Source organism: Desulfosporosinus orientis DSM 765 (assembly GCF_000235605.1).
Taxonomy (GTDB): Bacteria; Bacillota; Desulfitobacteriia; order Desulfitobacteriales; family Desulfitobacteriaceae; genus Desulfosporosinus; species Desulfosporosinus orientis.
In genome coordinates, this window is the sequence record NC_016584.1 from 2,239,722 (window position 1) to 2,266,011 (window position 26,290).

At 46.2% G+C, this 26,290-nt stretch carries 25 protein-coding genes and 1 tRNA gene; 22 read left to right on the forward strand and 4 right to left on the reverse strand.

Annotation, left to right across the window (positions count from 1 at the left end; all coding sequences use genetic code 11):
- Positions 1 to 76 precede the first annotated feature (76 nt).
- The 6 genes from DESOR_RS10315 to DESOR_RS10340 all read left to right on the forward strand — a co-directional run bounded on the left by DESOR_RS10315 (position 77) and on the right by DESOR_RS10340 (position 5,203).
- The gene (locus tag DESOR_RS10315) at positions 77 to 862 is read left to right on the forward strand and encodes a hypothetical protein (protein WP_014184543.1); all 786 of its coding nucleotides are present in this window, start codon (positions 77 to 79) and stop codon (positions 860 to 862) included.
- Between the two features lie 53 nt (positions 863 to 915).
- A complete protein-coding gene (locus DESOR_RS10320) occupies positions 916 to 2,226 on the forward strand; it encodes a glycosyltransferase family 39 protein (protein ID WP_014184544.1) in 1,311 nt (436 codons plus the stop codon).
- Between the two features lie 196 nt (positions 2,227 to 2,422).
- Positions 2,423 to 3,541: a glycoside hydrolase family 113 gene (locus DESOR_RS10325; protein ID WP_014184545.1), complete on the forward strand. Its 1,119-nt coding sequence runs from the start codon at positions 2,423 to 2,425 to the stop codon at positions 3,539 to 3,541.
- A gap of 197 nt (positions 3,542 to 3,738) precedes the next feature.
- Positions 3,739 to 4,104 (forward strand): DUF2500 domain-containing protein, encoded by a 366-nt coding sequence (locus tag DESOR_RS10330; protein WP_345788331.1) that lies wholly within the window; start codon positions 3,739 to 3,741, stop codon positions 4,102 to 4,104.
- Positions 4,105 to 4,233: 129 nt separating this feature from the next.
- A complete protein-coding gene (locus DESOR_RS10335; RefSeq protein WP_014184547.1) occupies positions 4,234 to 4,686 on the forward strand; it encodes a DinB family protein in 453 nt (150 codons plus the stop codon).
- Between the two features lie 25 nt (positions 4,687 to 4,711).
- Positions 4,712 to 5,203, forward strand: coding sequence for a VanZ family protein (locus DESOR_RS10340; RefSeq protein WP_242832487.1), 492 nt, complete (start codon positions 4,712 to 4,714; stop codon positions 5,201 to 5,203).
- 41 nt (positions 5,204 to 5,244) lie between these two features.
- Here DESOR_RS10340 and DESOR_RS10345 read toward each other — a convergent pair whose 3' ends face one another.
- The 4 genes from DESOR_RS10345 to DESOR_RS10360 form a co-directional block, all read right to left on the reverse strand.
- Positions 5,245 to 5,994 carry a phosphate ABC transporter ATP-binding protein gene (locus tag DESOR_RS10345; RefSeq protein ID WP_014184549.1) on the reverse strand — a complete coding sequence of 250 codons (750 nt, stop codon included), beginning with the start codon at positions 5,992 to 5,994 and terminating at the stop codon, positions 5,245 to 5,247.
- Positions 5,991 to 6,824, reverse strand: coding sequence for a PstA family ABC transporter permease (locus tag DESOR_RS10350; protein WP_014184550.1), 834 nt, complete (start codon positions 6,822 to 6,824; stop codon positions 5,991 to 5,993). Before DESOR_RS10350 ends, DESOR_RS10345 begins: the two co-directional genes overlap by 4 nt.
- A 26-nt stretch (positions 6,825 to 6,850) precedes the next feature.
- Positions 6,851 to 7,723 (reverse strand): phosphate ABC transporter permease subunit PstC, encoded by an 873-nt coding sequence (pstC, locus tag DESOR_RS10355; RefSeq protein WP_042331056.1) that lies wholly within the window; start codon positions 7,721 to 7,723, stop codon positions 6,851 to 6,853.
- A 163-nt stretch (positions 7,724 to 7,886) separates the two neighbouring features.
- Entirely contained in the window at positions 7,887 to 8,801 is a 915-nt protein-coding gene (locus tag DESOR_RS10360; RefSeq protein ID WP_014184552.1) for a phosphate ABC transporter substrate-binding protein PstS family protein, read from the reverse strand.
- A gap of 355 nt (positions 8,802 to 9,156) precedes the next feature.
- On the opposite strand from DESOR_RS10360, the gene DESOR_RS10365 reads away from it, so the two are divergent.
- The 16 genes from DESOR_RS10365 to DESOR_RS10450 all read left to right on the forward strand — a co-directional run bounded on the left by DESOR_RS10365 (position 9,157) and on the right by DESOR_RS10450 (position 26,258).
- Positions 9,157 to 9,252: transfer RNA gene (locus tag DESOR_RS10365), tRNA-Sec, on the forward strand.
- Between the two features lie 95 nt (positions 9,253 to 9,347).
- On the forward strand, positions 9,348 to 11,216 hold the full coding sequence (gene selB, locus DESOR_RS10370) for a selenocysteine-specific translation elongation factor (RefSeq protein ID WP_042331058.1): 1,869 nt from the start codon (positions 9,348 to 9,350) through the stop codon (positions 11,214 to 11,216).
- Positions 11,217 to 11,264: 48 nt separating this feature from the next.
- Entirely contained in the window at positions 11,265 to 12,194 is a 930-nt protein-coding gene (trxB, locus tag DESOR_RS10375) for a thioredoxin-disulfide reductase (RefSeq protein ID WP_014184554.1), read from the forward strand.
- Between the two features lie 58 nt (positions 12,195 to 12,252).
- Positions 12,253 to 12,570 carry a thioredoxin TrxA gene (trxA, locus tag DESOR_RS10380; protein ID WP_014184555.1) on the forward strand — a complete coding sequence of 106 codons (318 nt, stop codon included), beginning with the start codon at positions 12,253 to 12,255 and terminating at the stop codon, positions 12,568 to 12,570.
- Positions 12,571 to 12,651: 81 nt separating this feature from the next.
- Positions 12,652 to 13,116 carry a glycine/sarcosine/betaine reductase complex selenoprotein A gene (grdA, locus tag DESOR_RS10390; protein WP_014184556.1) on the forward strand — a complete coding sequence of 155 codons (465 nt, stop codon included), beginning with the start codon at positions 12,652 to 12,654 and terminating at the stop codon, positions 13,114 to 13,116.
- Positions 13,117 to 13,309: 193 nt separating this feature from the next.
- Complete coding sequence (grdC, locus tag DESOR_RS10395; protein ID WP_042331064.1) at positions 13,310 to 14,884, forward strand: glycine/sarcosine/betaine reductase complex component C subunit beta; 1,575 nt, start codon at positions 13,310 to 13,312, stop codon at positions 14,882 to 14,884.
- A 22-nt stretch (positions 14,885 to 14,906) separates the two neighbouring features.
- Positions 14,907 to 16,061 carry a glycine/sarcosine/betaine reductase complex component C subunit alpha gene (grdD, locus tag DESOR_RS10400; protein ID WP_345788340.1) on the forward strand — a complete coding sequence of 385 codons (1,155 nt, stop codon included), beginning with the start codon at positions 14,907 to 14,909 and terminating at the stop codon, positions 16,059 to 16,061.
- 24 nt (positions 16,062 to 16,085) lie between these two features.
- On the forward strand, positions 16,086 to 17,468 hold the full coding sequence (selA, locus tag DESOR_RS10405) for an L-seryl-tRNA(Sec) selenium transferase (RefSeq protein ID WP_014184559.1): 1,383 nt from the start codon (positions 16,086 to 16,088) through the stop codon (positions 17,466 to 17,468).
- 46 nt (positions 17,469 to 17,514) lie between these two features.
- Positions 17,515 to 18,840 carry a glycine/sarcosine/betaine reductase component B subunit gene (locus DESOR_RS10410; protein WP_014184560.1) on the forward strand — a complete coding sequence of 442 codons (1,326 nt, stop codon included), beginning with the start codon at positions 17,515 to 17,517 and terminating at the stop codon, positions 18,838 to 18,840.
- Positions 18,841 to 18,854: 14 nt separating this feature from the next.
- Positions 18,855 to 20,174, forward strand: a complete 1,320-nt coding sequence (gene grdH / locus DESOR_RS10415) for a betaine reductase selenoprotein B (protein WP_014184561.1) — start codon at positions 18,855 to 18,857, stop codon at positions 20,172 to 20,174.
- Positions 20,175 to 20,286: 112 nt separating this feature from the next.
- A complete protein-coding gene (locus tag DESOR_RS10425) occupies positions 20,287 to 21,756 on the forward strand; it encodes a glycine betaine uptake BCCT transporter (protein WP_014184562.1) in 1,470 nt (489 codons plus the stop codon).
- Positions 21,757 to 21,873: 117 nt separating this feature from the next.
- Complete coding sequence (locus tag DESOR_RS10430) at positions 21,874 to 22,791, forward strand: selenium metabolism-associated LysR family transcriptional regulator (protein WP_014184563.1); 918 nt, start codon at positions 21,874 to 21,876, stop codon at positions 22,789 to 22,791.
- A gap of 64 nt (positions 22,792 to 22,855) precedes the next feature.
- Positions 22,856 to 23,536 carry a GntR family transcriptional regulator gene (locus DESOR_RS10435; protein WP_014184564.1) on the forward strand — a complete coding sequence of 227 codons (681 nt, stop codon included), beginning with the start codon at positions 22,856 to 22,858 and terminating at the stop codon, positions 23,534 to 23,536.
- Between the two features lie 201 nt (positions 23,537 to 23,737).
- Positions 23,738 to 24,007: a putative Se/S carrier protein gene (locus tag DESOR_RS10440; RefSeq protein WP_042331071.1), complete on the forward strand. Its 270-nt coding sequence runs from the start codon at positions 23,738 to 23,740 to the stop codon at positions 24,005 to 24,007.
- 450 nt (positions 24,008 to 24,457) lie between these two features.
- A complete protein-coding gene (locus DESOR_RS10445) occupies positions 24,458 to 25,318 on the forward strand; it encodes an AAA family ATPase (protein ID WP_014184566.1) in 861 nt (286 codons plus the stop codon).
- 532 nt (positions 25,319 to 25,850) lie between these two features.
- Positions 25,851 to 26,258, forward strand: a complete 408-nt coding sequence (locus DESOR_RS10450) for a molybdenum cofactor biosynthesis protein MoaE (protein ID WP_014184567.1) — start codon at positions 25,851 to 25,853, stop codon at positions 26,256 to 26,258.
- Positions 26,259 to 26,290 lie beyond the last annotated feature (32 nt).

The following is a 26,290-nucleotide window of genomic DNA, read 5'->3' on the forward strand; positions in this document are numbered from 1 at the left end:
ATTATTACCTTAAGACATGAGTAGGGCAAAGAGTGTAAGCCTGATTTACTAAAGAACAAACCTGGAGGAGCAAGACATGAAATTACAAACATTCTTCGTCATAATAATAATTTTAGGTTTATCTATTTCAGTGGGATGCGCTCAGGAAAAATATCCCGAAGATGTGGTTGCCGCAGTTAATGGCAAAACCATTACTACAGGGGACATTGAACAAACGTTAACAGAAAGAAAAATGACGATTGCTATTGCCAATAAACTATATTCGCCAGATTCAAATAGTTTGACCCTAAAAGATGCGTTAATCCAATCGTTAAGTAACCCTCAAGAAGAATTAAATCCTGAACAAAACAGATATCTGGAGTCAATGGAAAGAATGACAACCAAGGATCTTAGTTATAATGAGGCATTTAATATTTTATTAAGGCAAGAAATCTTTTTCCAAGAGGCAATGAAACTTGGACATGAGGTTTCTATGGGTAAGGCTAAAGAAATATTGGCAGAGAGTAATGTATCAACTAATCAAGCCCTGAGGGAAGATGAAGAGGCCTGGAAAAAATATAGTCAAAACATTAAATACATTGACGAAGTTTATAAACAGTTTGGCTTTAAATCGGAGGAAGATTATCTCAATCAACGTATCGATAAAACTGCTCAATTTATGACAATTAGCAGAATGAGAAATCAATTTAATAAAGTAATGGCTGATAAGCTGCCTGAGTTAGACACCTATCAAATCAGCAATGCTTGGAACGATTACGGAGAATTTCTCTTGGACAAAGCCAAGGTCAAGATTGCCAACCCGGACTATAGTGTGGAATGGTATGGTAAGCCTTGGGGTTATGGTTCTCTGGATTTAAAGTAGGTATTGTGGAAATAGTTTGAATTACAAGTTCATAAATTCTTGGAGGCTCCATTATGTATTCGAGGAAATATAGCAGGCTGGTAATTCCCTTATGTTTATTTTTAATCGCCTTAGCTGTTGAATTCATTTATATTAATTCATATAGCGTCAAGTTCTTTATTTCGCCGGATGGATTGACCTATTCCAACATCGCTGAAAACTTTTTACATGGAAAAGGATTGATTAATACAGCCAATTTTGCTGAAGGGGCTGATCATATCGTTGAAGAATTGCCTCTAACCCGGGAGTATGTGGTTGGGCCAATCTATCCTTTGCTCTTGGCTCTGGTCTATGGTATGTTTGGCTTTAAAAATTATGAGATGGTTGTTGTATTCCAGGCCCTGCTTAGTGCGGGCAGTGCAGTTATTGCCTATAAAACCGGGGAACTCCTTTTGGGCAAAAAATATGCATGGATTCCCTTTGGCCTCACTCTGGGATATCCTTTATTTGCTTCTTGGGGAATGTACGTTCTCACAGAAACTACCTACGTTTTTACGATTTTACTTTTCCTGTATTTCTTAGCGCTCTATTCAAAACAGGTTAAACGCTCACAGCTGAGAACTATAGTGCTTTTAGGGGCAGCCATTGGAGTTTCCAATCTGGTCCGCCCGCTGCTTTTACTGTTTTTTCCGGTCTTGGGGATTTGGATTTTTTGGCTGAAGAGCTGGCATTTAAAAACTGCCCTCCGGGACTTCAGCCTCATCGTGATAGTGACGATTTTGGTTATGAGCCCTTGGTGGATACGTAATGGGATCAAATATCATCATTTTATTCCGGTTTCAAATTACGGTTCCTGTGAATTTTACTTAGGAAACAATCCCTTAACTATCACGGATAAATACTTTACTTTTGATCAATCAAGCTTTGATCCGGAAGTGAAAGCAAGTATCGATAAACAACCGGTTTTAGAACAGGAAAAGGAATATAAGCAACTGGCAGTAACTTATATTGTTAAGCATCCTGTGCAGTTTCTGGGGCGTACGCTGGCTAAAGAGATTAATTTATTCTGGCGTCCGGTAGCCCTTCCGGAAGCGCAAGGCTATAAGATGATTGGTTATCAGCTGGATAAGTGGTACCTCTGCCTGGGACTGGCCGGGGCATTGCTTAGTATTTTCTATTTAAAGAAATACAGCTTTTTGCTGCTGTTTACTCTTTATTATAGTTTTGTTGTGAGTATGATTACGGTGGTTTCCGGAGCTCGTTATCGATTGCCGGTGATGCCCGCAATAATTTTCTTTATATCGATAGCGGCGGTGATAGTCCTTAGAGGAATATCAAAACTCGGAAGTCTTCTAGGCAAAAAGATGACTTTTCGTAGGCTTTGAGGAGGAGAGGATATGGAAATTAGGGTAATGTCTATTGAAGACTATAATAAAGTATATGGGCTCAAAGGATAAATCTCTGACATTTAATATTAATGAAAAAGCACAGGAAGTTACTGACTTGATCAAGGGGGAAGCAAGTTCGCTGATATCCAGCTGGATCTGAGAAAGTGATAATTCGTCTTTGGAGGATTTTTGAGTGACAAGAGGATTTTCGGTATCTCTAAAACGATATAAACTAAGGTATATTGCCTTAACGGTATTGATCATTGCAGCAATCTTTGTGAAAGAAATTTTAATCGATATCGTTTATATAGAAAAGCAGTATGAGAAAAATAGGATTATTACCCCGTGGGGTGAAAAGATAAAATCAGGAAATCTTTCTGTTGATTACACTATCGAACAGGCTTTGCTGGACGTTGAGCGCCTGGGATTAAACACAGTTAACGTACCGGTTCGGATCGACATTCCCTCCTTAACTGCTAATGGGGCGGTGATAAACGAAGAAAGCAAAAAGAAGGCAATTCAGTTAATTAAAAAACTAAGGTTCCGCGGAATTAATATTATTCTAGAGCCTTATCCCTACATAAAAAACGGTGAACTTTATGAGACGCAATTGAATCCTAGTAATAAAAACGAATGGTTCACTAATTGGGAACAGGAAGTACTCGCCCCACTGATCCGGGAGATAGCTAAGCCGTATAAAGTTTACGCCCTATGTATAGGATCGAATTTTGATCAATTTGAACAGGAATATAAAGCCTGGGCTGGCATTGCTGATTTTGTCAGATCGGCTTATCCCGGTCGTATCACTTATAAAACCAACTGGTGGTATACAGCCGAGTGGGATACGCAGAAGAACGGATTATATGACACCTACACAGCTAAATTGAATAATCCCGTCTTGGAAAAGGTAGATTTCATATCAGTGGCAGCGTATTTTGAATTAACCGATCAAGAGACCAACACTGTGAAAAATTTGGTCAGCTCCATTTACAGTACTCAAATATTCCAAAGGCACCAAAATGTTTATGATGAACTCAAGAAACTATCGACGCAATGGAATAAGCCAGTTTTTTTCGGAGAACTAGGCTTTCCCAAACGGAATATGGCGGCGGTTCATCCCTGGGACCCGGAGCCATCTAAAATAGTCAATGGGCAAGAACAGGCCAATGGTTTTCAAGCATATAAAGAAGTCTTTGAAAAAGAGAGCTGGATTCTAGGTTTTTCTGTATTTGCCATTGGGAAAGATGATGAGTTTAAGAATTATTATCCAAGTGATCAAAGTATTAGTGTCATAAACAGTTGGTACCGGTAATGCCGGTGAGGAATAGAGATATTTTAGGGAGATATTCTGAGAGATGTTTAGGAAGGTATGAGCAAATGGAGAGGGGCTGCAGAGGTTTGGTATATGGATATACTTTTGTAATAACAGAATCTGTCTAAGCGAATACCTTAAAAGAATGAAATTAATGGGGTGGCTTTATGTTGTTTGCTAATGGTCTATCGGGTTTAATGTTTAATGTAATGCCGGGGTTTATGATGATATTTTTTGTCTTAGTATTCGGCATAGTTATATTCGGAATAGTAAAGGGAATCGGACAATGGAAATACAACAACACACAGCCGGTATTAGATATAACGGCCAAGGTTACAGGGAAGAGAACGAATACCTCAAGTAGTTTTCACGGCGGTGTGGGAGAAACCGGGACACATCATAGTCATTCCAGTACGACTTATTATGTTACCTTTGAGGTCGAAAGCGGGGATCGAATGGAATTTATGGTAAATGGCCGCGAGTATGGTCTGCTTGCCGATAATGACTCTGGAATGCTTAGATTTCAAGGGACAAGGTTCTTAGGCTTTACCCGGAGTAAATAGGTCAAAAGCGTCACCAGTGACTCAGTTGGGGTATCTGACATGGAAAAACCTTCTATAAATAATTCGGAAAATGGGGGCAAAGTGTTGATATTTTACGAACAAATATAGATGAGAAGGAAGAGTGAGAATATGAGAGATATTAACGAAAGGCTTAACTACTTAATTCAAACAGTACCGGCAAAGGCCGGACAGTATTCGGAGCAGGAATTTTCAGCCCGCAAAGATGGCGGGTGGTCGAAAAAGGAAATCATGGGCCATTTGTGTGATTCTGCAAGCAACAATTGTCACAGGCTCATTAGAATTCAGTTTGAGAAGCAGCCCTTTGTGATAGTGCCTTATGACCAAAACAACTGGGTATTGATGCAGGATTATCATGGCATGCCGCTGGATGAGATTATTTCCCTCTGGACGGTTTTAAATAAACATATCCTTAGAGTTATTTCAAAGATACCGGATGAGAAACTGGGCTATGTGTGCGATCTAGGTGACAATAAATCATGCACTCTCTTGGAGTGGGTTCAGGATTACTTGGGACACCTGGAGCATCACTTGAAACAGATCTTTGGCATCTCGGAACTATGATATTAAATAAATAGGAAAAGAGAAGATGAGGAACATTGATATGCCTGCCAGTTTAAATAAGATCGTACGAAAAATTGCAGGGGTGCTTTTTCTTGTTTATTTTAGCTATCTGCTGTACCGGCTTTTCTTTTTTGCTTACAGTCAATACTTTAGGTTTTCTGCGGAGGATCTGCGGTTTAATGTAATTCCATTCAAAACAATCATGACATATATGAGAACGGTTAATGACGATAACATTGATATCTGGTTTTTTAACTTGTTTGGGAATGTATTAGCTTTTATGCCGATGGGATTTCTCCTGCCCCTTGCTTTTAATAAGCTCAAAAGTGCCAAAGCCATTGGGATTACTACCTTGCTTATAAGTTCTGTCCTGGAAGGAATACAGCTAATTTCAAAACTTGGGACGGCGGATATCGATGATGTTATTTTAAATACATTAGGGGGCCTTCTGGGCTACCTGGTGCTGATTATATGTTTAGGGCTGCTGAGAAAAACAGTGGAGTTGGAAGAAAAGTAAGAATTCTTCTATCATTTGCAGGGGGATGTAAACGGGCACGCTTAGCCGAATAATCCCTCCAGGTATTGTTTGCTTGCTTCGGCTTGGGGATTTGTGAAAAATTCCTTGGTCGTATTCATCTCTATAAGCCTGCCTTCCAAAAAGAAAGCTGTGTAATCGGCAATTCTTCGGGCTTGCTGTAAATTATGAGTGACAATAACGATGGTATAGTGGGCGGAGAGTTTTAAGATCAAGTCTTCAATGAGTTTCGTATTATGGATATCCAGGGATGAACAGGGCTCATCCATCAATAAAACTTCGGGTTCCACACATAAAGAGCGGGCGATACAGAGTCTTTGCTGCTGGCCCCCTGAAAGCTTAAGGGCAGACATGGTTAAATGATCTTTGACTTCCTCATAGAGACCGCACAATTTTAAGGTTGCTTCAATAATTTCAGCTAAGCTGCTTTTACCTTTTACACCATGATATTTCAAAGCATAGGCCAGATTATTATATATGGACATAGGAAAGGGCAGGGGCTGCTGGAAAACCAGTCCAATGTCCTTTCGTAATTTAGCCAGGGGTATCTGCTGGATGGGCTTACCCTTGAAAAGGATCTCACCGGATACTTTGGCCTGGCTTTCTTCCTCAATGAGCCGGTTGATAGTCCTGAGCAAGGTGGTTTTGCCGCAGCCGGAAGGGCCGATAACCGCTAATACTTTATTTGGGGGAATGGCCAGGTTTACGGTTTTTAGTATTTCCACAGTACCGACAGCGACACTTAAATTCTTCAGAATTAGGTGCTGGTTCATGATCTTCCTCGTATTCTCAGTATAGCGGGTAAGGCCGCCAGTAAATTAAGGCCCAACACTAAGACCATCAAAATGAAAGCAGTGCCGTAAGCGTATTCTAAGGAGATTCCCTGACCGATCAGGACATAAAGGTGATAGGGCAAAGACATAAAGGGCGAGGTTATGGACTTGGGTACGGGAGCATTCATCATGCAACCTGTCAGCATGACCGGAGCGGCAGCCCCCATGGCAAAACCAGAGGCTAGGGTGACAATGGCAAGAATCTGCTTTCTATACAGGGGCAAGAGCAAGTTAAAGATGGTGTAGGCTTGGCTGACGCCTAAAGAAGCCGAAGCTTCCAGAAGCTGTTTGCCGGTCTCCTGAAATAGTTTTTGCAGCCTGATTTGAATAAAGGGAAAAATCATAATGGCCAGAGTCAGGCCGGAAGCCAGGAGGGATAAACCCAGTTTCAGCTTAATCACTAAAAAGGCATAGCCGAAAAGTCCCAAGACAATGGAGGGAATACCGGCAATGCATTGAATAATTAGGTTAAGTATGAGCAGAATCCGGAGACTTTTGCAGTAAAAGACCATATAGACTGCCGCAAAAAAGGCCAGGATACCTGCAGAGAGACCGGCGATCAATGTTACCAGCAGACTTCCGGCAATGGCCGGCCAGATTCCTCCAGCCGAGCCCACGGGAAAGCCTGCCGGTTTGGTCAAAATAAAGTTGGGAGTTATAACACCTTGAGCTTTAATAAAAACAAAAGCTAATAAAAAAACCAGCAGGCCTAGGGAGAGAACTGTGCTTAAAACAGACCAGAACCTTAACATTACATTTCTTGCCCTCATTGATTTCTTCCCCTCCTTTCTGTCTTTTAGCGGAGATTTTCAGGTGAGTTCTTTCTAATCAAATAAAAAAGAGCGTTCAGGAAAATCAGGAATATCATCAGGACAAACCCTGCGGAAAAGAGGGCATGGTAATGCAGGCTTCCCAGTCCTGCAGTCCCTATTTCCAAAGCGATCAGTGCGGGAATGGTTTCGCCTTTCCCGAGGAGTCGGGGAAGAATAGGTGAATTGCCGATGACCATCATTACAGCCATAGTTTCTCCCATAGCCCTGGAAAAGGCTAAGATCATGGCGGTTAATATGGCGCCCTTGGCTTGGGGCAGGATTAATGTTCTCAACATATAGCTCTTGGAAACACCTAAGGCTAGAGAGGTTTCCTTATATTTCCTGTAGGATTTTTCCATGGTTTCGGCGGCGGTGGGAACGATGTAGGGTAAAACCATGACGGCCAGAACAATTCCTCCGCTAAGGATGGATTCACCGGCGGCCAGGAGGAGCCTATTCTCAAGGAATTTCACGACAACCAAGAGACCGATGAAGCCATAAATAACGGAGGGGATTCCCGCCAGCACTCCTAAGACGGAAGTGCAAAAGCTCTTGAGGCGTTCATTTTCAAGAGCCGCTAATTCCAAGGCACAGCCGATACCTATGGGCATAGAGATTAGGATGGCAACGATAGAGACATAAATTGTTCCTAAAATCATGGGCAGAATACCGACTTTGGGTTCAGAGGCCAAGGGATTCCAGCTGATTCCGCTGATAAAGTCCAAGAAATTGACTTCCTGGAAAATCTGCAGGCTTTCCCGGGCAATAAAAATAATTACCAGGAAAAGCAGAGTTGCAGAGAAAGCCGTAAAGAGCCTGCTCAAAAAGCTGAATAGTTTTTCCAATGTCTGATTCATAAAACACCCCGTCTGATTAGAAAACTTGGCTGGCGCCCACGAAAACACTGTTTTCGCACGGATTACTCTTCTTGCAGTATGTAACGAAAAGTTATACTTTCTGATTAGTATAAAAAATTCAGAGGCTACGTGGCCTCTGAATTTTTGCTAACCCTATTGGCTGTTATTTATTGGGGACAAAGCCCAATTTCTCGATGACATCCATTCCCTCCCCGGAAACAACATAATCCATGAAGGCTTTTTCTTGAGGCAGCATAGTTCCTTTTTTAAGGACAATCAGAGGTCTGGATATTTTGTAGGTACCATTTAAGATATTTTCCGCAGACGGCTCTATCCCGTCAACTTTAAAAGGCGTCAGTTTTCCTTTGTTTTGATTAACCATGCCATAGGAAGCGTAGCCTATAGCATTTTCATTTTCCATGATTTTAGTAACCAAGGCTCCCATAGAAGGGGCTTGGATGACATCAGCCCGGACCTGGGTGTCTCCCATAATCGCTTTTTGGAAAACCTCGTGGGCTCCGCCCCCGATATCCCGGGTGACGACCACAATTTCCGCTGCCGGCAAGGAAGAATCCACATCGTGCCAAGTTTTAAATTCCCCGGAGAATATTTTTTTGATTTCGTCGCTGGTCAGGGAGTCTTTTAATTTAGTCAGATTGTTCTTAGGGTTCACGGAAATAGTTAAAGCATCCATGCCTAGCTTGAATTCCTGATAGCCTTCGATCTTGGCTTTTTCCTCAGCGGATACCTGCCTGGAAGCCATACCGAAGTCACTGACCCCATCAATCACGGATTTGACCCCGGCACTTGAACCCGCACCGGATACGTAGATGGCGATATCCTTTTTATCAAATTGGCTGTCAACTTTATCCCAAGTTCCGTAGTGCTCATTAAAATTCGTGGATAACTGGGATAGGACGGGTGCTAAGGTTGTTGAGCCGTAAAATTTCATTTCTGATTTGAATTGGTCTTTGCCGTCCTCGGCAGGCTTTGCAGCTCCTGTTGAGTTGGAACACCCCACTAAACTTAAGGCCAGAGAAACCATCAAAAGGATTGCGGGTAATAGGTTTTTCTTCATTTTTGTCCCCCTTATTCTAACTGCTTATCCATATAATTCATCTGAAGGAATTATATGATTGATGTTTGAATATGTACAATATAATTTTTTAATGATGTAGTAAACTTATATTTTAATTATTTAAGATCCCAATATGGATTCTGAATGCAGGCAGGTTTGGAAATGATTACCTAATATAGATTAATAGAATACTTATAATTGTCGAAAACTATTAATATAGAACGAATATTTGCGTTTATACTAATAGACAATCGTAATAAAGTATGTACTAAAATATTTAAAAAAGCATTTGTCAAGTAATTGTTTAAGGGGTTATAATGACTTCATCGATTGTTGATTGTAGACAATCGACTATGGAAGCAGAAAGGTAACTGGTGTGCCTACCGGTCTTCAAAACCGTGTTGCGGCATTGAGTGCCGTGGGTGGGTTCGATTCCCATATGCTTCCGCCAATATGGCTCGGGTAAGCCGTGGTCTTAAATGAGGCGTATTGCTCGGGCCACCAATTTTCGGGGTGACAATAACATCGTTGTGCGGGGTTGAAGACATGGAGAGTATTGTCATAGGAACCGCAGGCCATATTGACCATGGAAAAACAATCTTGGTAAAAGCACTGACCGGGCGGGACACAGACACACTGGAAGAAGAAAAACGGCGAGGTATTACGATTAATCTGGGCTTTGCATATTTTACACTGCCATGCGGAAAAGTCGCCGGTATTGTGGATGTACCCGGGCATGAACGCTTTATAAAAAATATGCTGGCAGGTGCCAGCGGCATTGATATTGCCATGGTGGTCATTGCCGCTAATGAAGGTGTAATGCCGCAGACAAAAGAACACATCGATATCCTAAGCTATCTGGATATCGAACGGAGCATTGTTGTTTTGACAAAAATTGACATGGTAGATGAGGAGCTTAAGGAATTAGTTCTTGAAGACACTAAAGAGTATTTAAAGGATACCTTCCTGCGGGATGCACCGCTGGTCGAGGTGGATTCACTTAGCGGCAAAGGGATTGACGTTTTGGTCGGCCACCTGGATGGTATGGCGGTACAGACGGACCGCCGCAGTGTGGAAAAGGACGCCAGAATGAGCGTAGACAGAGTGTTTTCTGTTAACGGATTTGGCACGGTAGCCACCGGAACCTTATCAGGTGGGAAATTACAGGTTGGCGATGAGGTAGCGATTTATCCGCAAGGGTTCCCGGCCAAGGTTCGCAATTTGCAAATACATGAGCAGAATGTGTGTGAGGCCCGTGCCGGACAACGCACGGCGATCAATCTGGCAGGTATCGCAACGACACAGGTAAGCCGTGGCTGTGTCATTGCCAAAAAAGATTCGGTCTTTGCGACAAAGGTGATGGATGTTCGTTTCAGCCTGAGCAGCGACGCGCATTTTACAGTTAAGAAAATGGATCGGCTGAAACTGTATATCGGTGCTCGTGAGCTGATTGTGAAAATTATCCCATTCGGTGTTAGGCAGGTGAGTGCAGGCCAGGAGGCGTATGGGCAGATCTTGTTTGAGCAGGAGGCGGTGGTGCGTAAGGGAGATCCTTTTGTTCTACGTACAATTTCGCCGGTCGAAACCATTGGCGGCGGCAAGGTAGTTGATCCGACTGCGCTGCGGTACCCCAAGGTAACACAGGAGATTTTGGACAACGTACGACTGAAGGATGCCGGCTCTGCACCTGATATGTTGGAGACCTTTGTGCGGGTGCATCCGCTGCTTACCAAAAATATGCTGACCAGGTTGGTATGTCTGGCATCGTTTGAGGAAACACTGCAGGAATTGCTGGCAGCCGGACGGCTGATCCGGCTGCAGGATCTCTTCATACATCCCGAAAGTGTTGGTGTGTTTCGTAAAGAAGTGATGGGTCTTTTGCAGAACTATCATCAGACCTACACATTGCGCAGGGGAATGTCCAAGGCAGAGCTGCAATCACGCCAGACTTTCGCCGGAGGGGATAAAGAGTTTTCTTTGCTGCTCTCCCTTTTGGAATCCAGAAACGTGGTGAAAGTAGCCGACAATCTGGTGGCAATCGCTGATTTCAGCCCGCGGCTTTCGTCACGCCAGCAGGAAATTCGTGCGGAACTGGAGGGCCAGGTTCGTCAATGCGGCTATACCTTGCCAAGCCTGCCGGAGCTTGTGGGAAATTATGAAAAAAAACTGCAGGTGATGGAATTTTTGCTGAAGGATACGCTAATGGCGCTGGATGGGCAGTTTGTGATTGACCGGCAGCTATACCAGGCTTCCAGAGAGATCGCCAAAGAGCTCGCGGCCACACATGGGGTGATCAAGCTGTCGGATTTCCGCGACAGGCTGCAGACGAGCCGTAAATATGCGCTGTTGTTGTTGGAACGCTTCGATAAGGAGAAGCTGACAAAGCGCGCCGGCGAAGATCGTATTTTGTTGTAGATTTTATAGGCATAAACAAAACTATGAAAAGAATGGTGGAGAAACAGTATGCAGGTTTATGACGTTATTATTATCGGGGCAGGCCCGGCAGGCCTTTCCGCCGGCCTGTACGCAGGCAGGTCTCGACTAAAGACGCTGCTGATCGAAAAGCAGAAGGATGGCGGCCAGATTGTCATCACTTCGGAGATTGAAAACTATCCTGGGTGTTTAGACGAAGAGTCCGGCGCATCGCTGGTGGCGCGTATGACCAAACAGGTAGAAAAGTTCGGTGTGGAGCGCGCGCAGGATACCATCACGTGTGTGGATTTTTCCGGTGATGTCAAGGTTGTCAAGGGTTTGCACGGTGAATATCACTCTAAGACCATTATTGTGGCGACCGGCGCATTCCCGCGCCCGATTGGGTGTCCGGGTGAGAAGGAGCTGATCGGCAAGGGTGTATCCTATTGTGCCACCTGTGATGCCAATTTCTTCGAGGATATGGATATATATGTGGTTGGCGGCGGCGATACCGCTGTAGAAGAAGCCCTATATCTTGCAAAATTTGGGCGCAAAGTTACGATCATCCATCGCCGTGATGAACTGCGTGCAGCAAAATCCATTCAGGAAAAGGCCTTTGACAACCCGAAGATTGAATTTATGTGGGATACCGTTGTAGAGGAGCTGAAGGGCGAAGGCCTGTTGGAGAGCATGGTGGTCAAAAATATTAAGACCGGCGAATTGACCGAAGTGTTTGCTAATGAAGAAGATGGTACCTTTGGTGTGTTTGGCTTTGTTGGGTTCCTGCCGCAGTCGTCTATATTTGAGGGCGTACTGGAAATGGAAAACGGTTATATCAAAACTGATGAAGAGATGCGTACAAATGTACCTGGCGTATTTGCAGTGGGAGATATCCGCATCAAAACACTGCGTCAAGTAGTCACCGCGGCAGCGGACGGAGCGATTGCTGCCATGACGGTTGAAAAATATCTAGAGCATTAACCACACAAATGTCTTAAATATTGTTAAGAATAAAGTTAAAAGAAAAGGAGAGAACGACATGCTGTTATTGGACAAGGGATCCTTTGAAGCCGAAGTTTTGAAGGCGGAGGGCACTGTACTGGTCGATTATTTCGGTGACGGTTGTGAGCCCTGCAAGGCTCTGCTGCCGCATATTGAGGGCTTCAGCGAAAAGTATGGCGACAAGATCAAGTTCACGAAACTAAACACCACCGCTGCGCGCCGTTTAGCGATCAGCCAGAAGATTCTGGGCCTGCCTGTTATTGCGATTTACAAGGGCGGGGAAAAGGTGGAAGAGCTTGTTAAGGACGATGCAACTCCCGAAAATATTGAGGCCATGATTCAAAAGTATATTTAGTGCATGTAGCGGTACTTTGCCGCTGGGCACTGATTATAAAATTCTACAAGTGAAAAATTCTACAAGGAGGAAGAAAACGTGTTGCTGAAAGACAAGAAAGTCATAATCATTGGCGACAGGGATGGCATACCGGGACCGGCAATTGCAGCTTGCTGCACAACAGCCGGCGCAGATGTTGTATTCTCATCGACAGAATGCTTCGTCTGAACCGCGGCGGGAGCCATGGATCTGGAGAATCAAAAGCGGGTGAAAGAGTTTACGGAAGAATTCGGTGCTGAGAATATTGTTATTGTTCTCGGGGCAGCCGAAGGTGAAGCAGCCGGACTGGCAGCTGAAACCGTAACTGCAGGTGACCCGACTTTTGCAGGTCCATTGGCTGGAGTCCAGTTAGGACTAAGTGTATACCATGTCTGTGAGCCAGAGATTAAAGAAGAAGTCGATGCACAGGTGTATGAAGAGCAGATCAGTATGATGGAGATGGTGTTGGACATTGATGAAATCATCAAGGAAATGACATCGATCCGTGAGCAATATTGTAAATACTAATTGGTAAGGGATGATGGCAAAGGAAGGAACCAGTATATCGGTTTACTTTCGTGTCATCGCCCCTTTGTATATCAAAAAGGCCTCTAAAAGCAATGCACATCCGCCGCAAGTGTGGTGCGATGGATTGGTATCGTAGTCAATCGCACGCCTTTGGCGTGCTGGCAGACTTCGCTTTCTGCTTCGAAATGATTTTATGATTGGACTGACTATATTGCCAGAGGAAAGGGTGTTTCAATTGTACAGCGTGGTAAAAGGCGCGAGCTACTTTCTTGCCCACGCGCCAAATATGGTTGTGCACAATGGTACAACACAAACGACACAGCGCAAAGTGGATCCAAATGCTGAATACTTGACACAGCTGGAAAAAAGCCTGCGCAGCTACGAGGATTGTGTAGCTTATCTGCCAAATCAGGTATACATCGGCAACATGACCCCTGAAGAGCTCGAGGGTTATGCCTTACCGTGGTATGAGCAGAAGGCCTCGGGGGCACAACGCAAGGGGAAATACGGGGAAATCATGCCGGAAGATGAATTTATTGGTATGATGAAGATTTGCGATGTGTTTGACCTGGTCAAGCTTGAGGCCGGTTTCTCTGCCTCCGTGAAGGACAAGCTGGGGCAACATGCTCTGATCGATGCATCTCAGCTTCAGGTGTTCGATAAGCACAGCGAGGAGGCGGAATTGCGTGAACTGGTTGACAAACATCACGCTGAACCGATCTTTTACATGGGTAAGATGGTAGGCTGCATAAAGGCTGCCCACGACATCGACGATTCTCTGTCAGCGCATGTTATGTTTGAAAATATTGTATCCAAGGCGTCTTGTGTCTTGTCTATCCTGCATCTGATGGATAAAACAGATGTTCCCAAGGACGAGATTGCCTATGTTGTCGAATGCTCGGAAGAGGCGTGCGGCGATATGAACCAGCGCGGCGGCGGTAACTTTGCAAAAGCTGCTGCTGAAATCGCTGGCCTTACTAACGCAACGGGCTGTGATGTACGCGGCTTTTGCGCAGGACCAACGCATGCACTTTTACAAGCATCATCCCTCGTAAAAGCCGGCTTGTTTAAATATGTAATTGTTGCAGCTGGCGGCTCGACTGCGAAGCTGGGTATGAACGGCAAAGACCACGTGAAAAAAGGTTTGCCGGTATTGGAGGACTGTGTGGCCGGGTTTGCCGTACTTGTCGGTGAAAACGACGGGATCAGCCCGGAAATCAACACGGATATCCTTGGCAAGCATACGGTGGGCACCGGTTCGTCACCGCAGGCTGTAATCTCCTCGCTGACAGCAACCGCGCTTGAAAAAGCCGGACTCAAGCTGACGGATGTCGACAAGTATTCTGTGGAGATGCAGAATCCGGATATAACAAAGCCAGCGGGAGCAGGCAATGTACCGGAAGCAAACTACAAGATGATCGGTGCGCTCGCTGCTATGCGCGGTGATATTCAAAAAGCGGAGCTTACCAGTTTCGTTAAAAATCATGGTATGGTCGGCTGGGCGCCGACACAGGGGCATATTCCTTCCGGTGTGCCGTATATGGGCTTTGCTAGGCAGGATATCTTGGACGGCAAAATCAGCCGGGCTATGTTTATCGGCAAGGGGAGCCTGTTCCTCGGCCGTATGACAAACCTGTTTGACGGCGTATCCTTCGTTTTACAGCAAAACAGCGGGAAGGGCCAGTCGGAAGCAGTTTCGGAAGAAACGGTGAAGAAGCTGATCGCGCAGTCGCTCAGAGAATTTGCTGGCCACCTGCTGCAGGAATAGGGGGGAGCTAAGTTTGAGCAATATGATCAACAAGACCATCTCTGATGTATTCCTGCAAATGGCGGATATCTTGGAAAACGGTGCGTCCATGCAGCGTGTGCCTATTGCCGTAACGGCGATGGGCAGTGAGCACGGCGAGGATATGATTTACCAGGCAGCCAAAGAGGCTGCTGACCAGGGGCTTCTCGTAAAGCTGATCGGCAGCCGGCCCTTTGACTACCCCGGTGTGGAGGTCGTATCCGTCTCTAGCAGCGAGGAGGGCCATAAGCGCCTCGAAAACCTGCTCGACAGCGGTGAAGCCCTGGGCGGCGTAACTATGCATTACCCTTTTCCAATCGGTGTTTCCACCATTGGCCGTGTAATTACGCCGGCGAACGGAAAGGAAATGTTTATTGCAACAACGACCGGCACAACTGCTCTTGATCGCGTGGAGGGCATGGTGCGCAACGCAATCTATGGAATTGTCACAGCCAAAGCCTGCGGCATTCAAAATCCTACGGTTGGCATCCTGAATGTGGACGGCGCCAGACAGGCAGAGATCGCCTTGCAGAAATTGCAGGCGGCGGGTTACCCGATGACATTTGCACAGTCTGGGCGCAGCGACGGCGGTGCGGTGATGCGCGGCAATGACCTGCTGGCGGCTACCTGCGATGTGATGGTGACGGACCCGCTGACCGGCAACCTGCTGATGAAGCTGTTGTCCGCCTATACTACCGGCGGCAACTACGAATCCCTGGGGTATGGCTACGGGCCTGGCCTGGGAGAAGGCTTTGACAAGCTGATTTTGATTATCTCGCGGGCATCCGGCATGCCGGTTGCGAGGGGCGCAATGGTGTTTGCCGCACAGCTTGTAAAGGGCGGCTATCAAAAGATTTTCGCTCAGGAGTTGGCCGCAGCAAAAAAAGCGGGCCTGGAAAACCTTTTGGCCAGCCTGCAAAAGGAGAAAAAGGGTGCGGAAGAACCACAGGAAATAAAGGCACCGCCGAAGGTTGTCGTCACAGAGGAGATCATGGGGATTGAAATCCTCGATCTTGAGGACGCCGTTCATCAGCTCTGGTTTGCGGGCATTTATGCCGAAAGCGGCATGGGCTGCACCGGGCCGGTGGTGCTGGTCGCGGAGGAACAATCGGAACAGGCGCGAAGGATTTTGGCTGACAAGGGCTATATCGGCGCGTAACTCATGAAATCTGGAGGCTATGCTGTGGAAGAGAAACAAGCCCTGTTGCGTGCGCTTCCCAAGGTGGATGACTTGCTGCGCCGGCTTGCGCCGGTAACAGCCGACATGCCCGGCCTGGTGGTTAAGCGTGTGGTGCAGGAACAGATCGATTTATGCCGGCAAGCAATTCTGGACGGACAGTCGAGCGATGTGGGTGTGCCGGGCATTACGGGCAGGATTATAACGGCACTGGGGCAGGTGCTGCAAAGCCATCTGCGGGGTGTAATCAATGCGACCGGCGTCATTCTGCACACCAACCTTGGCAGGGCGCGGCTCTCGGACGGCGCAATGGAGACGCTGACTGCCGCCGCAACGGGTTATTCCAATCTGGAGTATGACCTCGAGAGCGGGGAGCGTGGCTCACGCTATGCACATGTGGAGGCGCTGCTTACGGAAATTACGGGAGCAGAGGCTGCGCTGGTGGTCAACAACAATGCAGCAGCGGTCTGCCTCATACTGGATACACTGGCAAAAGGCACCGAGGTGATTGTCTCGCGAGGTGAGCTGGTGGAGATCGGCGGTTCGTTCCGTGTGCCGAACATCATGGCGCACAGCGGGTGCAAGCTGGTAGAGGTGGGAACAACCAACAAAACGCACCCGGCCGACTATGCGAAGGCCGTTACGGATGAAACCGGCGCATTGCTTAAGGTGCATACCAGTAATTACCGCATAGTGGGCTTCACCCAGGACGTGCCTCTCAAGCAGCTGTGGAAGATCGGGCAGGAGAACCGGCTTCCAGTCATTTACGATCTGGGCAGCGGGCTGCTTGCCCAGCTGGGAGACTATGGTATTAGCACGGAACCGACTGTAGCGGAGTGCGTGCCCTATGCCGATGTGCTGAGCTTCAGCGGCGACAAGCTGCTCGGCGGGCCGCAGGCCGGTATTATTGTGGGGCGTAAAGCACTGGTTGACCGCATGAAGAAAAACCACCTGCTGCGTGCGCTGCGCATCGATAAGCTGACACTGGCTGCCCTGGAATATACGTTGCGTCAGTACCTTGACCCGGATAGCGCGGTGCAGAGTATTCCGACATTACGGATGATTACTGCACCCGTCTCGGAAATGGAGGCCAAGGCAAAGATGCTTACCAGCCTGCTGGAGGCGCGTCCTGATGTACATTATTCGATGATGGATACACTGTCCCAGGTTGGCGGCGGCTCGCTGCCGGATGTGACGCTTGCATCCTGTGCGGTTGGGATATTGTCTGATCGGCTTTCCGCTAATACGATCGAGGAGCGCTTGCGAGTGGGTAATCCCCCTGTGATCGCACGTGTTTCACAGGACAGCGTCCTGCTGGATATGCGTACGGTCGAAGGCAATGAAATACCAACATTGGCGGCACGTCTGAACCATATTTCAAAGACATAACGAGGGATCTATGTGAATCAACAAGTATCGGAAAGGAGATGTCTCTGTGAAACTAACCCTTGCAAACTTTTATGTAAAGGAAATCTGTTTCGGTGCAAAAACCGAGTTGAAAGACGGAGTCCTGACGGTGAATAAGGAAGAGGCTCTCGCCGTTGTGCGGGAGGATACCCATATTACAGAAGCAGAACTGCACATTGTCAAGCCCGGCGATATGGTTCGCCTGGTGCCGGTCAAGGAAGCAATCGAGCCGCGTTACCGCGTTGGCGGCGGGCCGGTATTCCCCGGTGTGACCGGCGAACTGATGCAGGCTGGTAATGGCACAACCCATGCGCTCAAAGATATGAGTGTGCTGGTGGTTGGCAAGCATTATGGCGGCTTCCAGGATGGCTTAATTGATATGGGGGGCGAAGGCGCAAAATATACATTCTACTCACAGTTGAAAAACCTCGTGCTTGTTGCAAATTCTGATGAAGAATTTGAACACCATGAGCAGCAGAAGAAGAACCGTGCGCTGCGCTGGGCGGGCATGCGTCTGGCAGAGTATCTTGGCGCCTGCACAAAGGATATGCAGCCGGATGACACCGATGTCTATGAGTTGGAGCCGTTAACCAAGCGCTCAAAGGCAGTTAATGATTTACCGAGCGTCGTGATGGTGTTGCAGCCGCAGTCACAGATGGAAGAGTTGGGCTATAATGACCTGAACTATGGCTGGGACTGTAACCATATGGTACCGACCTTCATGCATCCTAACGAAGTACTGGATGGAGCAATGATCTCCGGCTCTTTCATGCCCTGCTCATCTAAGTGGTCGACCTATGACTTCCAGAACTTCCCGATGATTCGCCGTTTGTATGAAGAGCATGGCAAGACGCTGAACTTCCTTGGCGTCATCATGTCGAACCTAAATGTCGCATTAGAGCAAAAAGAGCGTGCGGCGATCTTTGTGGCACAGATGGCAAAATCTCTCGGCGCAGACTCGGCGGTTGTGGCCGAGGAGGGCTATGGCAACCCGGACGCTGACTTCACGGCATGCCTGGTGGCCCTGGAAGAGGCCGGTATAAAAACAGTTGGTCTTTCCAACGAATGTACTGGTCGCGACGGAGCCAGTCAGCCGCTTGTTTCTATGAATGAAAAAGAAGACGCAATCGTTTCCTGCGGTAATGTATCCTCGTTGATCGAACTTCCAGCTATGCCGGTTGTGCTCGGTGAGTTGGAATCTCTTAGCCGCGACGGCTTGTCCGGTGGCTGGGGCAATGATGAGAAACTTGGACCGTCCGTGCGTCCAGATGGATCGATCATCATGGAAAACAATGCCATGTTCTGTGGCGACCGGGTTGTTGGCTGGTCGACAAAAACTATGGTGGAATTTTAAAGGAGGGTCAAGGCGTGAAAGCAATTCTGTATTTAAACCAGTTCTTTGGCCAGATTGGCGGCGAAGAACTTGCAGATCATGAGCCTGAAATCCGCGAAGGTTGTGTCGGTCCGGCATTAGCTCTACAGGCAGCCTTGGGCGATCAGGTGACCGTAACCCACACGATTATCTGCGGCGACAACTTTATAGGTTCGCATACAGATGAAGCCATTGATAGGATTCTGGGTTTTCTTAACGACAAGGAATTCGATATTTTCTTTGCCGGTCCAGCATTCCGTGCCGGCCGTTATGGTGCTGCTTGCGGTCATATTTGTAATGCAGTACAGAACAAGTTTGGTGTACCAGTGCTTACTTCCATGAATGAAGAAAACCCTGGAGTGGAAATGTACCGTTCCAAAATGGTTATCTTCAAGGGCGGCGCAAGCGCTGCAGCGATGAAAAAAGACGTTGGGGTAATGGCTAAATATGGTCTGAAGCTGCTCAAGGGTGAGAAACTGCTGCCTGCAGTTGACGAAGGCTATTTCGGACGCGGTATTCGCGATCAGATCTGGCTTGACCCACCTGTTAGAGCAACGGACCGCGTTATTGATATGCTGCTCAAGAAAATTAATGGAGAGCAATACCAGACTGAGCTGCCGATTCCGAAATCTGACCGGGCGCCGATTGCTCCGGCTATCACCCCGGAAGAACTCAGCAAAATGGAAGTTGCTCTGGTTACCTCCGGTGGTATTGTGCCGGTTGGCAACCCGGACCGCATTCAGTCTGCATCTGCTACAAAATGGGGCAAATACGATGTCAGCGATCTCGAGGACCTGCAGAAGGGCGAGTACATGACAATCCATGCGGGCTTTGACCCAGCCGCTGCCAATAACGACCCCGACGTTATCGTACCGCTGGATGCCATGCGTGCCTACCAGAAGGCAGGTAAGATCGGTGGAGTTTACAAATATTTCTACTCTACCGTTGGTACTGGCACCACACAGGCCGAGGCTGCCAGAATGGGTCGAGAAATTGCACAGGAGCTTTTACAGGATGGTATTCGTGCCGCTATCCTGACCTCCACATGAGGAACCTGTACACGTTGCGGCGCAACGATGACAAGAGAGATTGAAAAGGCTGGCATCACCATCGTACAGATGGCCAACCTGGTTCCTGTAGCAAAGACCGTTGGTGTAAACCGACTGGTGCCAACCATCTCCATCCCCTATCCCTTAGGTGATCCGAGTACGTCTGCCGAAGAGCAATTCAAGCTGCGCTACCACCGTGTGGGTGTCGCGCTGGATGCTTTGACAACAGATATTAAGGAACCTGAGGTGTTTAAGGTTAAGATCTAACAGCTGCCAATTCATTCTTATTTTAAGGGGCTAAGTGCCTTTCATGCAGTGTCATGGAGGGCCCTGCTGCCCAAAATCAAAAGACAGCATTGGATTAGGAGATGAGAGCAATATGAAAAAGAACAACACTGTATTTATTGTATCTTTAGCGATTACGTTAATAATAGTTGTACTTGGACTCATTATCCCGAAACAGTTTGCGGACGGTATGAACGCCGCATATGCTATTTTGACTGACAAGTTTAGTTGGTTGTACCTGATTTCTATGTTTATTTTCGTTGCGTTTTGCCTGGTGCTTGCATTCAGCAAATACGGTAAAATCAAGTTGGGTGATGATGATTCTAAACCGGAGTATAGCACGGTTTCCTGGTTTGCCATGCTTTTTGGAGCTGGCATGGGTATTGGCCTTGTATTCTGGGGCGTGGCCGAACCACTTAATCATTACGTGTCTTTCGGTATGAACGAAGAGGCTGCCAATCTGGCGATGCGCAAGGCGTTCATGCACTGGGGGTTCCACCCCTGGGCGGGCTATGCAGTAGTCGGCATGGCGCTGGGCTACTTCCAGTTCCGCAAAAAGGCGCCAGGCCTTATCAGCAGTATTTTTATACCGTTGCTTGGCGAAGAGGGCGTGCGCGGACCCATTGGAAAACTCATTGATATTTTTGCAATATTCGCGACAGTTGCGGGTGTGGCTACATCACTCGGACAGGGTGCGCTTCAGATAAACGGCGGTCTCAACAAAATGTTTGGTATTCCGTCGACAATTGTTGTACAATGTATTATCATCGCTGCGATTGCAGTTCTTTATATTTGGGCAACCGTTAGCGGCATCGACAAGGGCATCAAGCTGCTTTCCGACATCAATATGGTGTTGGCAATTGTCTTGATGGGTGGCGCTTTATTGGTAGGTCCCACTCTCATGGACATTAATATTTTTACAAATAGTCTGGGCAGCTATGTGAACAATTTTATTGCCGACAGCTTTGGTATCAACCCCTTTGGCGACAACAGCTGGCTGAGTAGCTGGACAATCTTCTACTGGGCATGGTGGATTGCATGGGGTCCGTTTACGGGAACCTTTATCGCCCGTATCTCCAAAGGCAGGACAATCAAGGAGTTTGTACTGGGTGTTATTTTAGCTCCTTCGCTGGTTTCTATGGTATGGTTTGCTATTTTCGGCGGCCTTGGTCTGAATTTGGACAACGGCGTGATCCAGACGGCGATCCAAAATACAGAAACGGCACTATTTGTTGTATTAAGTCACTACCCGCTAGGCTTTATACTCTCGATTATTGCGGTTTTCCTGCTGATCACGTTCTTTGCGACAAGTGCAAACTCAGCAATCTTTGTATTGTCGATGTTCTCATCTGAGGGAGATCTGAACCCGGGCAAATCTAAGAAAATTTTGTGGGGTGTGCTGCAAGCTGTACTGGCGCTCGTCCTGTTGATGACTGGCGGCTTATCAGCACTGCAGACGTGTTCGATTGTGGCGGCATTCCCCTTTGCTATTATAATGCTGCTGTGCTGCGTATGTCTGTTCAAGGCACTGCTCGAGGAGCAGCTTCCCCAAAAAAATAGATAGAATTGCGCGTGGGCAAGCAAACTGCGCACCATCTGAAACAAGCTTCTCCGGTAAATCGAGCGGCTTGTTTTCCTTACCTTGATCAGAGCGGGATAATTCCCGGAAAGGCGGGCAGCTATGGATTTGAAGCAACTGGAAGCCTTCGTATATGTTGTAAAGCTCAACAGTTTTTCAAAGGCGGCCGATACGATTTATTTATCCCAGCCGACCATCAGCGCACATATCAGCTCTTTGGAGAAAGAGCTCGGTACGCAGCTGCTGGTGCGCTCTACAAAAGAAGTCTATCCCACCAAAGTTGGGGTGGAGTTTTTTTCCTATGCACAAAACATGTTGGCGCTGCGTGATCAGGCGATCCAGTCTGTCAGCGGTCTTGGCCGCAACTGCAGGGGGGAGATATCCGTACTGTCCTCCAGTGTGCCTGCACAGTACCTTCTGCCGGAGATTGTCACAGCGTTTCGCCGGCGTTACCCGAATATTATTATTCGTGTCCACCAGAGCAACAGTAGCCTTGTTTGTGCGAAGCTTGGCAGCTGCTATTACGACTTTGGAATTGTGGGTACGAAAATACAAGGCAATAAATTCATACAGGAACCTTTTTACGATGATACGCTAGTATTTGTATATCCAGCGGATTTAGATATGAATGAGGCAATTATCCGTAAAAACCTAGCTGATTTTATTCGCAGTCAGCCCTTTATCATGCGCGAGACAGGCTCAGGAACCTTGCAGGAGCTCGACAGATATCTCAAAAAGCACGACCTGTCCCTCGATGATCTACAACCGGCCTGCTATATGGACAGCACACAAGGCGTCATGCAGGCAGTCTCCAGCGGGATGGGGATTTCCTTTCTTTCGAAGGCAGCAACCGCTCTTTATGTGCAAATGGGCCTGGTGAAAACCATCGAGGTTGACCACCAGTTTTTCTTGCGCAGATTCTACCTGCTTCTTAAGAAGGATATGGTGTTATCCCCGGTGCAGAAGCTGTTTGTAGATTTTATCGCTCAATATTACTATGGAACAAACAAACAGGTATAGTACTGTGCATTTTTTAAAATATATAGTATAATAAGAGTCATTATAAAATGATTGGTGAGAGAAAATGGACTTTGCGCAAAATTATACCAAGCACAACCTGAGCGAACTGGCTGTACTATATATTAAGAATAAAATTTTGTCTGGAGAGTTTAAAAGTGGCGATAAGCTCGTTGAATCCGATATTTCCAACGACCTGTCCATTAGTCGTGCACCTGTGCGGGAGGCCCTGCGGGAACTAAATATGCTGGGTATGGTCGTGTTTTCGCCCCGCAGGGGCAATTACGTACTGGAGATGTCGCATGAGGAAACCATGGAGGTGTTTGATATCCGCATCGCCATGGAAAAGAGGATTCTGGACCTGCTCGTCGGTGCAAAGGCCTTGCAGGATGCGGATTTTCGGCAATTGGACAGCTTGACTGCGGAGATGTATGCGCTGGAAGATCAGCAGATGGAACCGCATGAGATGTTGTACCGCCTGAATCACTTGGATTTTTTGTTTCATAGTCACCTCTGGAAGGCGTCCGGCAGCTTGCGCCGGGGAAAGATTCTTGAGGGACTTTTCTACCAGTTGCTGATCGTCATGAATAAGGATGTGATCACCCTTGGTACCTTTCATGAAAAGGCGCAGGAGCATACCCGGATTGTACAAGCGTTAAAGCAGAACGACTTGTTGCTGGTATACCGGGAATTTGATGCTCATTTTAAAACCTATATAGAGGCAGTTGAACAGCGGGAACTGCAATAGCCTGTATCGGTGATGCTGCGATGGAATGCACTCTGCAATCCATCGCTTTTTTACTTTCAGGCATACCGGTTTTTGATGATGAGCACTGGGTTATCTATCAATATTATCAATAGCAAAAACACTGGGAGTTCATTGACTTGTTCAACTGGTTCCGATAGAATAAAAATGTAAATTGTCGACAATTTACAAAAGAGGAGCAGTTTGAGGAATTGGGCGGTTGGAAGCATGCAGAAAGAAATTATATTTACATTTTATAATACGAATCATGTAATTGCTGCCGTAGAGGTGCTGATAAAGGGTGATGTACCGGTTAAGGTGATGTCCATTCCAAGTGCGATATCGGCCGGATGCGGGTTATGCCTGCGGGTGATGCCGGAAAACCTCACCAGAGCGTTTGAGGCGTTTGCAGGCAACCAGGTTGCAGTACAGCAGGTGTTTTTTACAGAAGGCGGACAGTATACCGCTATTTAACCGAGAGGAAAGCAAAAGGGTCACTGAAGATTTACCGCTTGCATGGTGGTTGGAATATAAACTGTGTTGCAAATGTGTACAACAACATTATCCTGTCAAAAACTATATCAGCCCGGAGATTTTAATCTCCGGGCTATATTCATGTTTGAAGAGGAACGGAAGTATTGTGAATCTGCGCTATGAAGATAATTTAGATCGAAAAGCCAGATAGAAATCACTTGGAGTTATTTCATCTTAGGATAATAAGCTATATAATTAAGTAACTTTACAACACGATTTGAGAAGGGACGAACTTAAGTATATATGATGTGACATCATGAGGCTGACAGGATTGTAAGCCTTTTATTATTGTGGTAAGGGCTGTAGTTGAAGAAAACGGGGTTAGGATGGGACGAAAGAGAATTAAGGCACTATTAAAAGCTTAGTAATTTAGTAATAAGGAAGGTAACAATGGTCTATTTAAATATTTTTACATTTCCGAATGACGAGATGGAATTTAACTTTTTCATGGATGTAAAGAGAACCTGCTATGACGTGTTCTATCCATTTAAGGTTTTATCCATGAATGGTTTTGAGAGAATTGATTTCGAGCCGGTTACGATTTTATATGGAGGAAACGGTTCGGGAAAATCCACGGCTTTAAATGTGATCGCCGAAAAAACGGGTATCCAGAGGGATTCTATTTATAATAAATCGAATTTCTATCCCGACTATCTTAATATGTGCGAGATGCACTTGAAGGCCGAGATCCCTGAAAACAGCAGAATTATTACCAGTGACGATGTCTTTGACTATATGTTGAATGTTCGTAATCTCAACGAAGGAATTGACCAGAAACGAGATAAACTTTTTGAAGAATACTTGGATGCCAAGTATTCGCAGTTTCAGATGAAGTCCCTATCTGATTATGAGCAGCTTAAAACAGCAAATTTGGCCAAAAGCAAATCTCAGTCTCGGTTTGTGAGAAAGAAGTTGATGGCCAATGTGCGTGAATACTCCAATGGGGAGAGTGCATTTCTCTATTTTACGGAAAAAATTGAAGAAAAGGGATTGTATATCTTGGACGAGCCTGAAAATAGCTTGTCACCCAAAAGGCAGATGGAATTAATGACATTTATTGAGGATGCTGCACGGTTTTGGAATTGCCAGTTTATTATTTCTACCCATTCGCCGTTTTTGCTTGCCATGCGGGGCGCCAAAATCTATGATCTTGATGAGAATCCCGTAGATGTTAAGCGGTGGACGAGATTGGAAAACGTGCGTACATACTTTGAATTTTTCAAGAGACATAAAAACGAATTCTTAAACTAATTGGGCGTACTTTTGATGATTACAGCAAAATGTTTGCTCTGGTTTCTCACTTTCTTTTCAGACCGGGATTTTTGTAGGTACTCAAAATCTCTAAGGAAAGTTGCCTGCGAATTTGTTAAAACTGGAAACGATATAAATTCCCTTGTCAATACCCCTATTCCTATAGTAATTACGCTATTGGATATTCAATGGGATTTATGCGTGTGAAATAGGATTTACATTAAACCCAATATACCAGGAGCAAGGATTTGGACTTGAAGCAGTTAGGTGCCTTTTAGGGTATATAAGCATGTTTTTATTAGGATTTATTATCTTTGCACCAGGCATAATAAGCTGGGAAGCAGCGCCAGCAATATTTGGACAGTAGTTTATAAATGTATTTGTTGTTAAGTGCAGGGATAGTATTATTGTTTCGATATAATGAGACCAGCCAAGATACAGTAAAGCCAGCCAACATTACTTGTAATCGCCAGTGTTATTGAGATGTTCGTGACAGTCTAATCGCTGCAGCAACGAGGGAGTGTAATAGTTTATGATTAATGAAAAAATGAAAAAAATACCGCCATCCATGGATGAATGGCTCAAAGAAGTTAAAGCAGATCCTAGGGCTTTACAGGAAGGGATGTTTTTAGTTCATAATGGCGTTGTGCGCCAAACGCCTAAAGCCAAGGTGCGTCAAGGGATTGATGACGGTTCAATGGTTAAGGGAATGGAATTTGCTTATGATGCAGCAAAGGTTGATGCTGCAATTGCAGAAACCAATAAGATGGATGGTATTTTCCATGTCAGGGTTTGGCTTAATGAAGGCCAGCTTGAACTTGGCGATGACATAATGTATGTGCTGATAGGAGGCGACATCAGACCACATGTTGTTGATGCCCTGCAATTCCTGGTTGAAAGGATTAAAAGCCAATGTGTTACGGAAATTGAACAGAAATAACAGGCCTTGGAGATAAGAGGAGGAAGTTTGAG

Excerpts from the sequence above, each read along its gene's own strand:
- DESOR_RS10335 (WP_014184547.1), top strand. The coding sequence starts at position 4,234 with ATGAGAGATATTAACGAAAGGCTTAACTACTTAATTCAAACAGTACCG.
- DESOR_RS10320 (WP_014184544.1), top strand. The coding sequence starts at position 916 with ATGTATTCGAGGAAATATAGCAGGCTGGTAATTCCCTTATGTTTATTT.
- DESOR_RS10330 (WP_345788331.1), top strand. The coding sequence starts at position 3,739 with ATGTTTAATGTAATGCCGGGGTTTATGATGATATTTTTTGTCTTAGTA.
- DESOR_RS10435 (WP_014184564.1), top strand. The coding sequence starts at position 22,856 with ATGGACTTTGCGCAAAATTATACCAAGCACAACCTGAGCGAACTGGCT.
- trxB (WP_014184554.1), top strand. The coding sequence starts at position 11,265 with ATGCAGGTTTATGACGTTATTATTATCGGGGCAGGCCCGGCAGGCCTT.
- DESOR_RS10350 (WP_014184550.1), bottom strand. The coding sequence starts at position 6,824 with ATGAGGGCAAGAAATGTAATGTTAAGGTTCTGGTCTGTTTTAAGCACA.
- DESOR_RS10345 (WP_014184549.1), bottom strand. The coding sequence starts at position 5,994 with ATGAACCAGCACCTAATTCTGAAGAATTTAAGTGTCGCTGTCGGTACT.
- DESOR_RS10430 (WP_014184563.1), top strand. The coding sequence starts at position 21,874 with ATGGATTTGAAGCAACTGGAAGCCTTCGTATATGTTGTAAAGCTCAAC.
- DESOR_RS10360 (WP_014184552.1), bottom strand. The coding sequence starts at position 8,801 with ATGAAGAAAAACCTATTACCCGCAATCCTTTTGATGGTTTCTCTGGCC.
- DESOR_RS10315 (WP_014184543.1), top strand. The coding sequence starts at position 77 with ATGAAATTACAAACATTCTTCGTCATAATAATAATTTTAGGTTTATCT.
- pstC (WP_042331056.1), bottom strand. The coding sequence starts at position 7,723 with ATGAATCAGACATTGGAAAAACTATTCAGCTTTTTGAGCAGGCTCTTT.
- DESOR_RS10445 (WP_014184566.1), top strand. The coding sequence starts at position 24,458 with ATGGTCTATTTAAATATTTTTACATTTCCGAATGACGAGATGGAATTT.
- DESOR_RS10450 (WP_014184567.1), top strand. The coding sequence starts at position 25,851 with ATGATTAATGAAAAAATGAAAAAAATACCGCCATCCATGGATGAATGG.
- trxA (WP_014184555.1), top strand. The coding sequence starts at position 12,253 with ATGCTGTTATTGGACAAGGGATCCTTTGAAGCCGAAGTTTTGAAGGCG.
- DESOR_RS10340 (WP_242832487.1), top strand. The coding sequence starts at position 4,712 with ATGAGGAACATTGATATGCCTGCCAGTTTAAATAAGATCGTACGAAAA.
- grdD (WP_345788340.1), top strand. The coding sequence starts at position 14,907 with ATGATCAACAAGACCATCTCTGATGTATTCCTGCAAATGGCGGATATC.
- DESOR_RS10425 (WP_014184562.1), top strand. The coding sequence starts at position 20,287 with ATGAAAAAGAACAACACTGTATTTATTGTATCTTTAGCGATTACGTTA.
- selB (WP_042331058.1), top strand. The coding sequence starts at position 9,348 with ATGGAGAGTATTGTCATAGGAACCGCAGGCCATATTGACCATGGAAAA.
- grdC (WP_042331064.1), top strand. The coding sequence starts at position 13,310 with ATGATTGGACTGACTATATTGCCAGAGGAAAGGGTGTTTCAATTGTAC.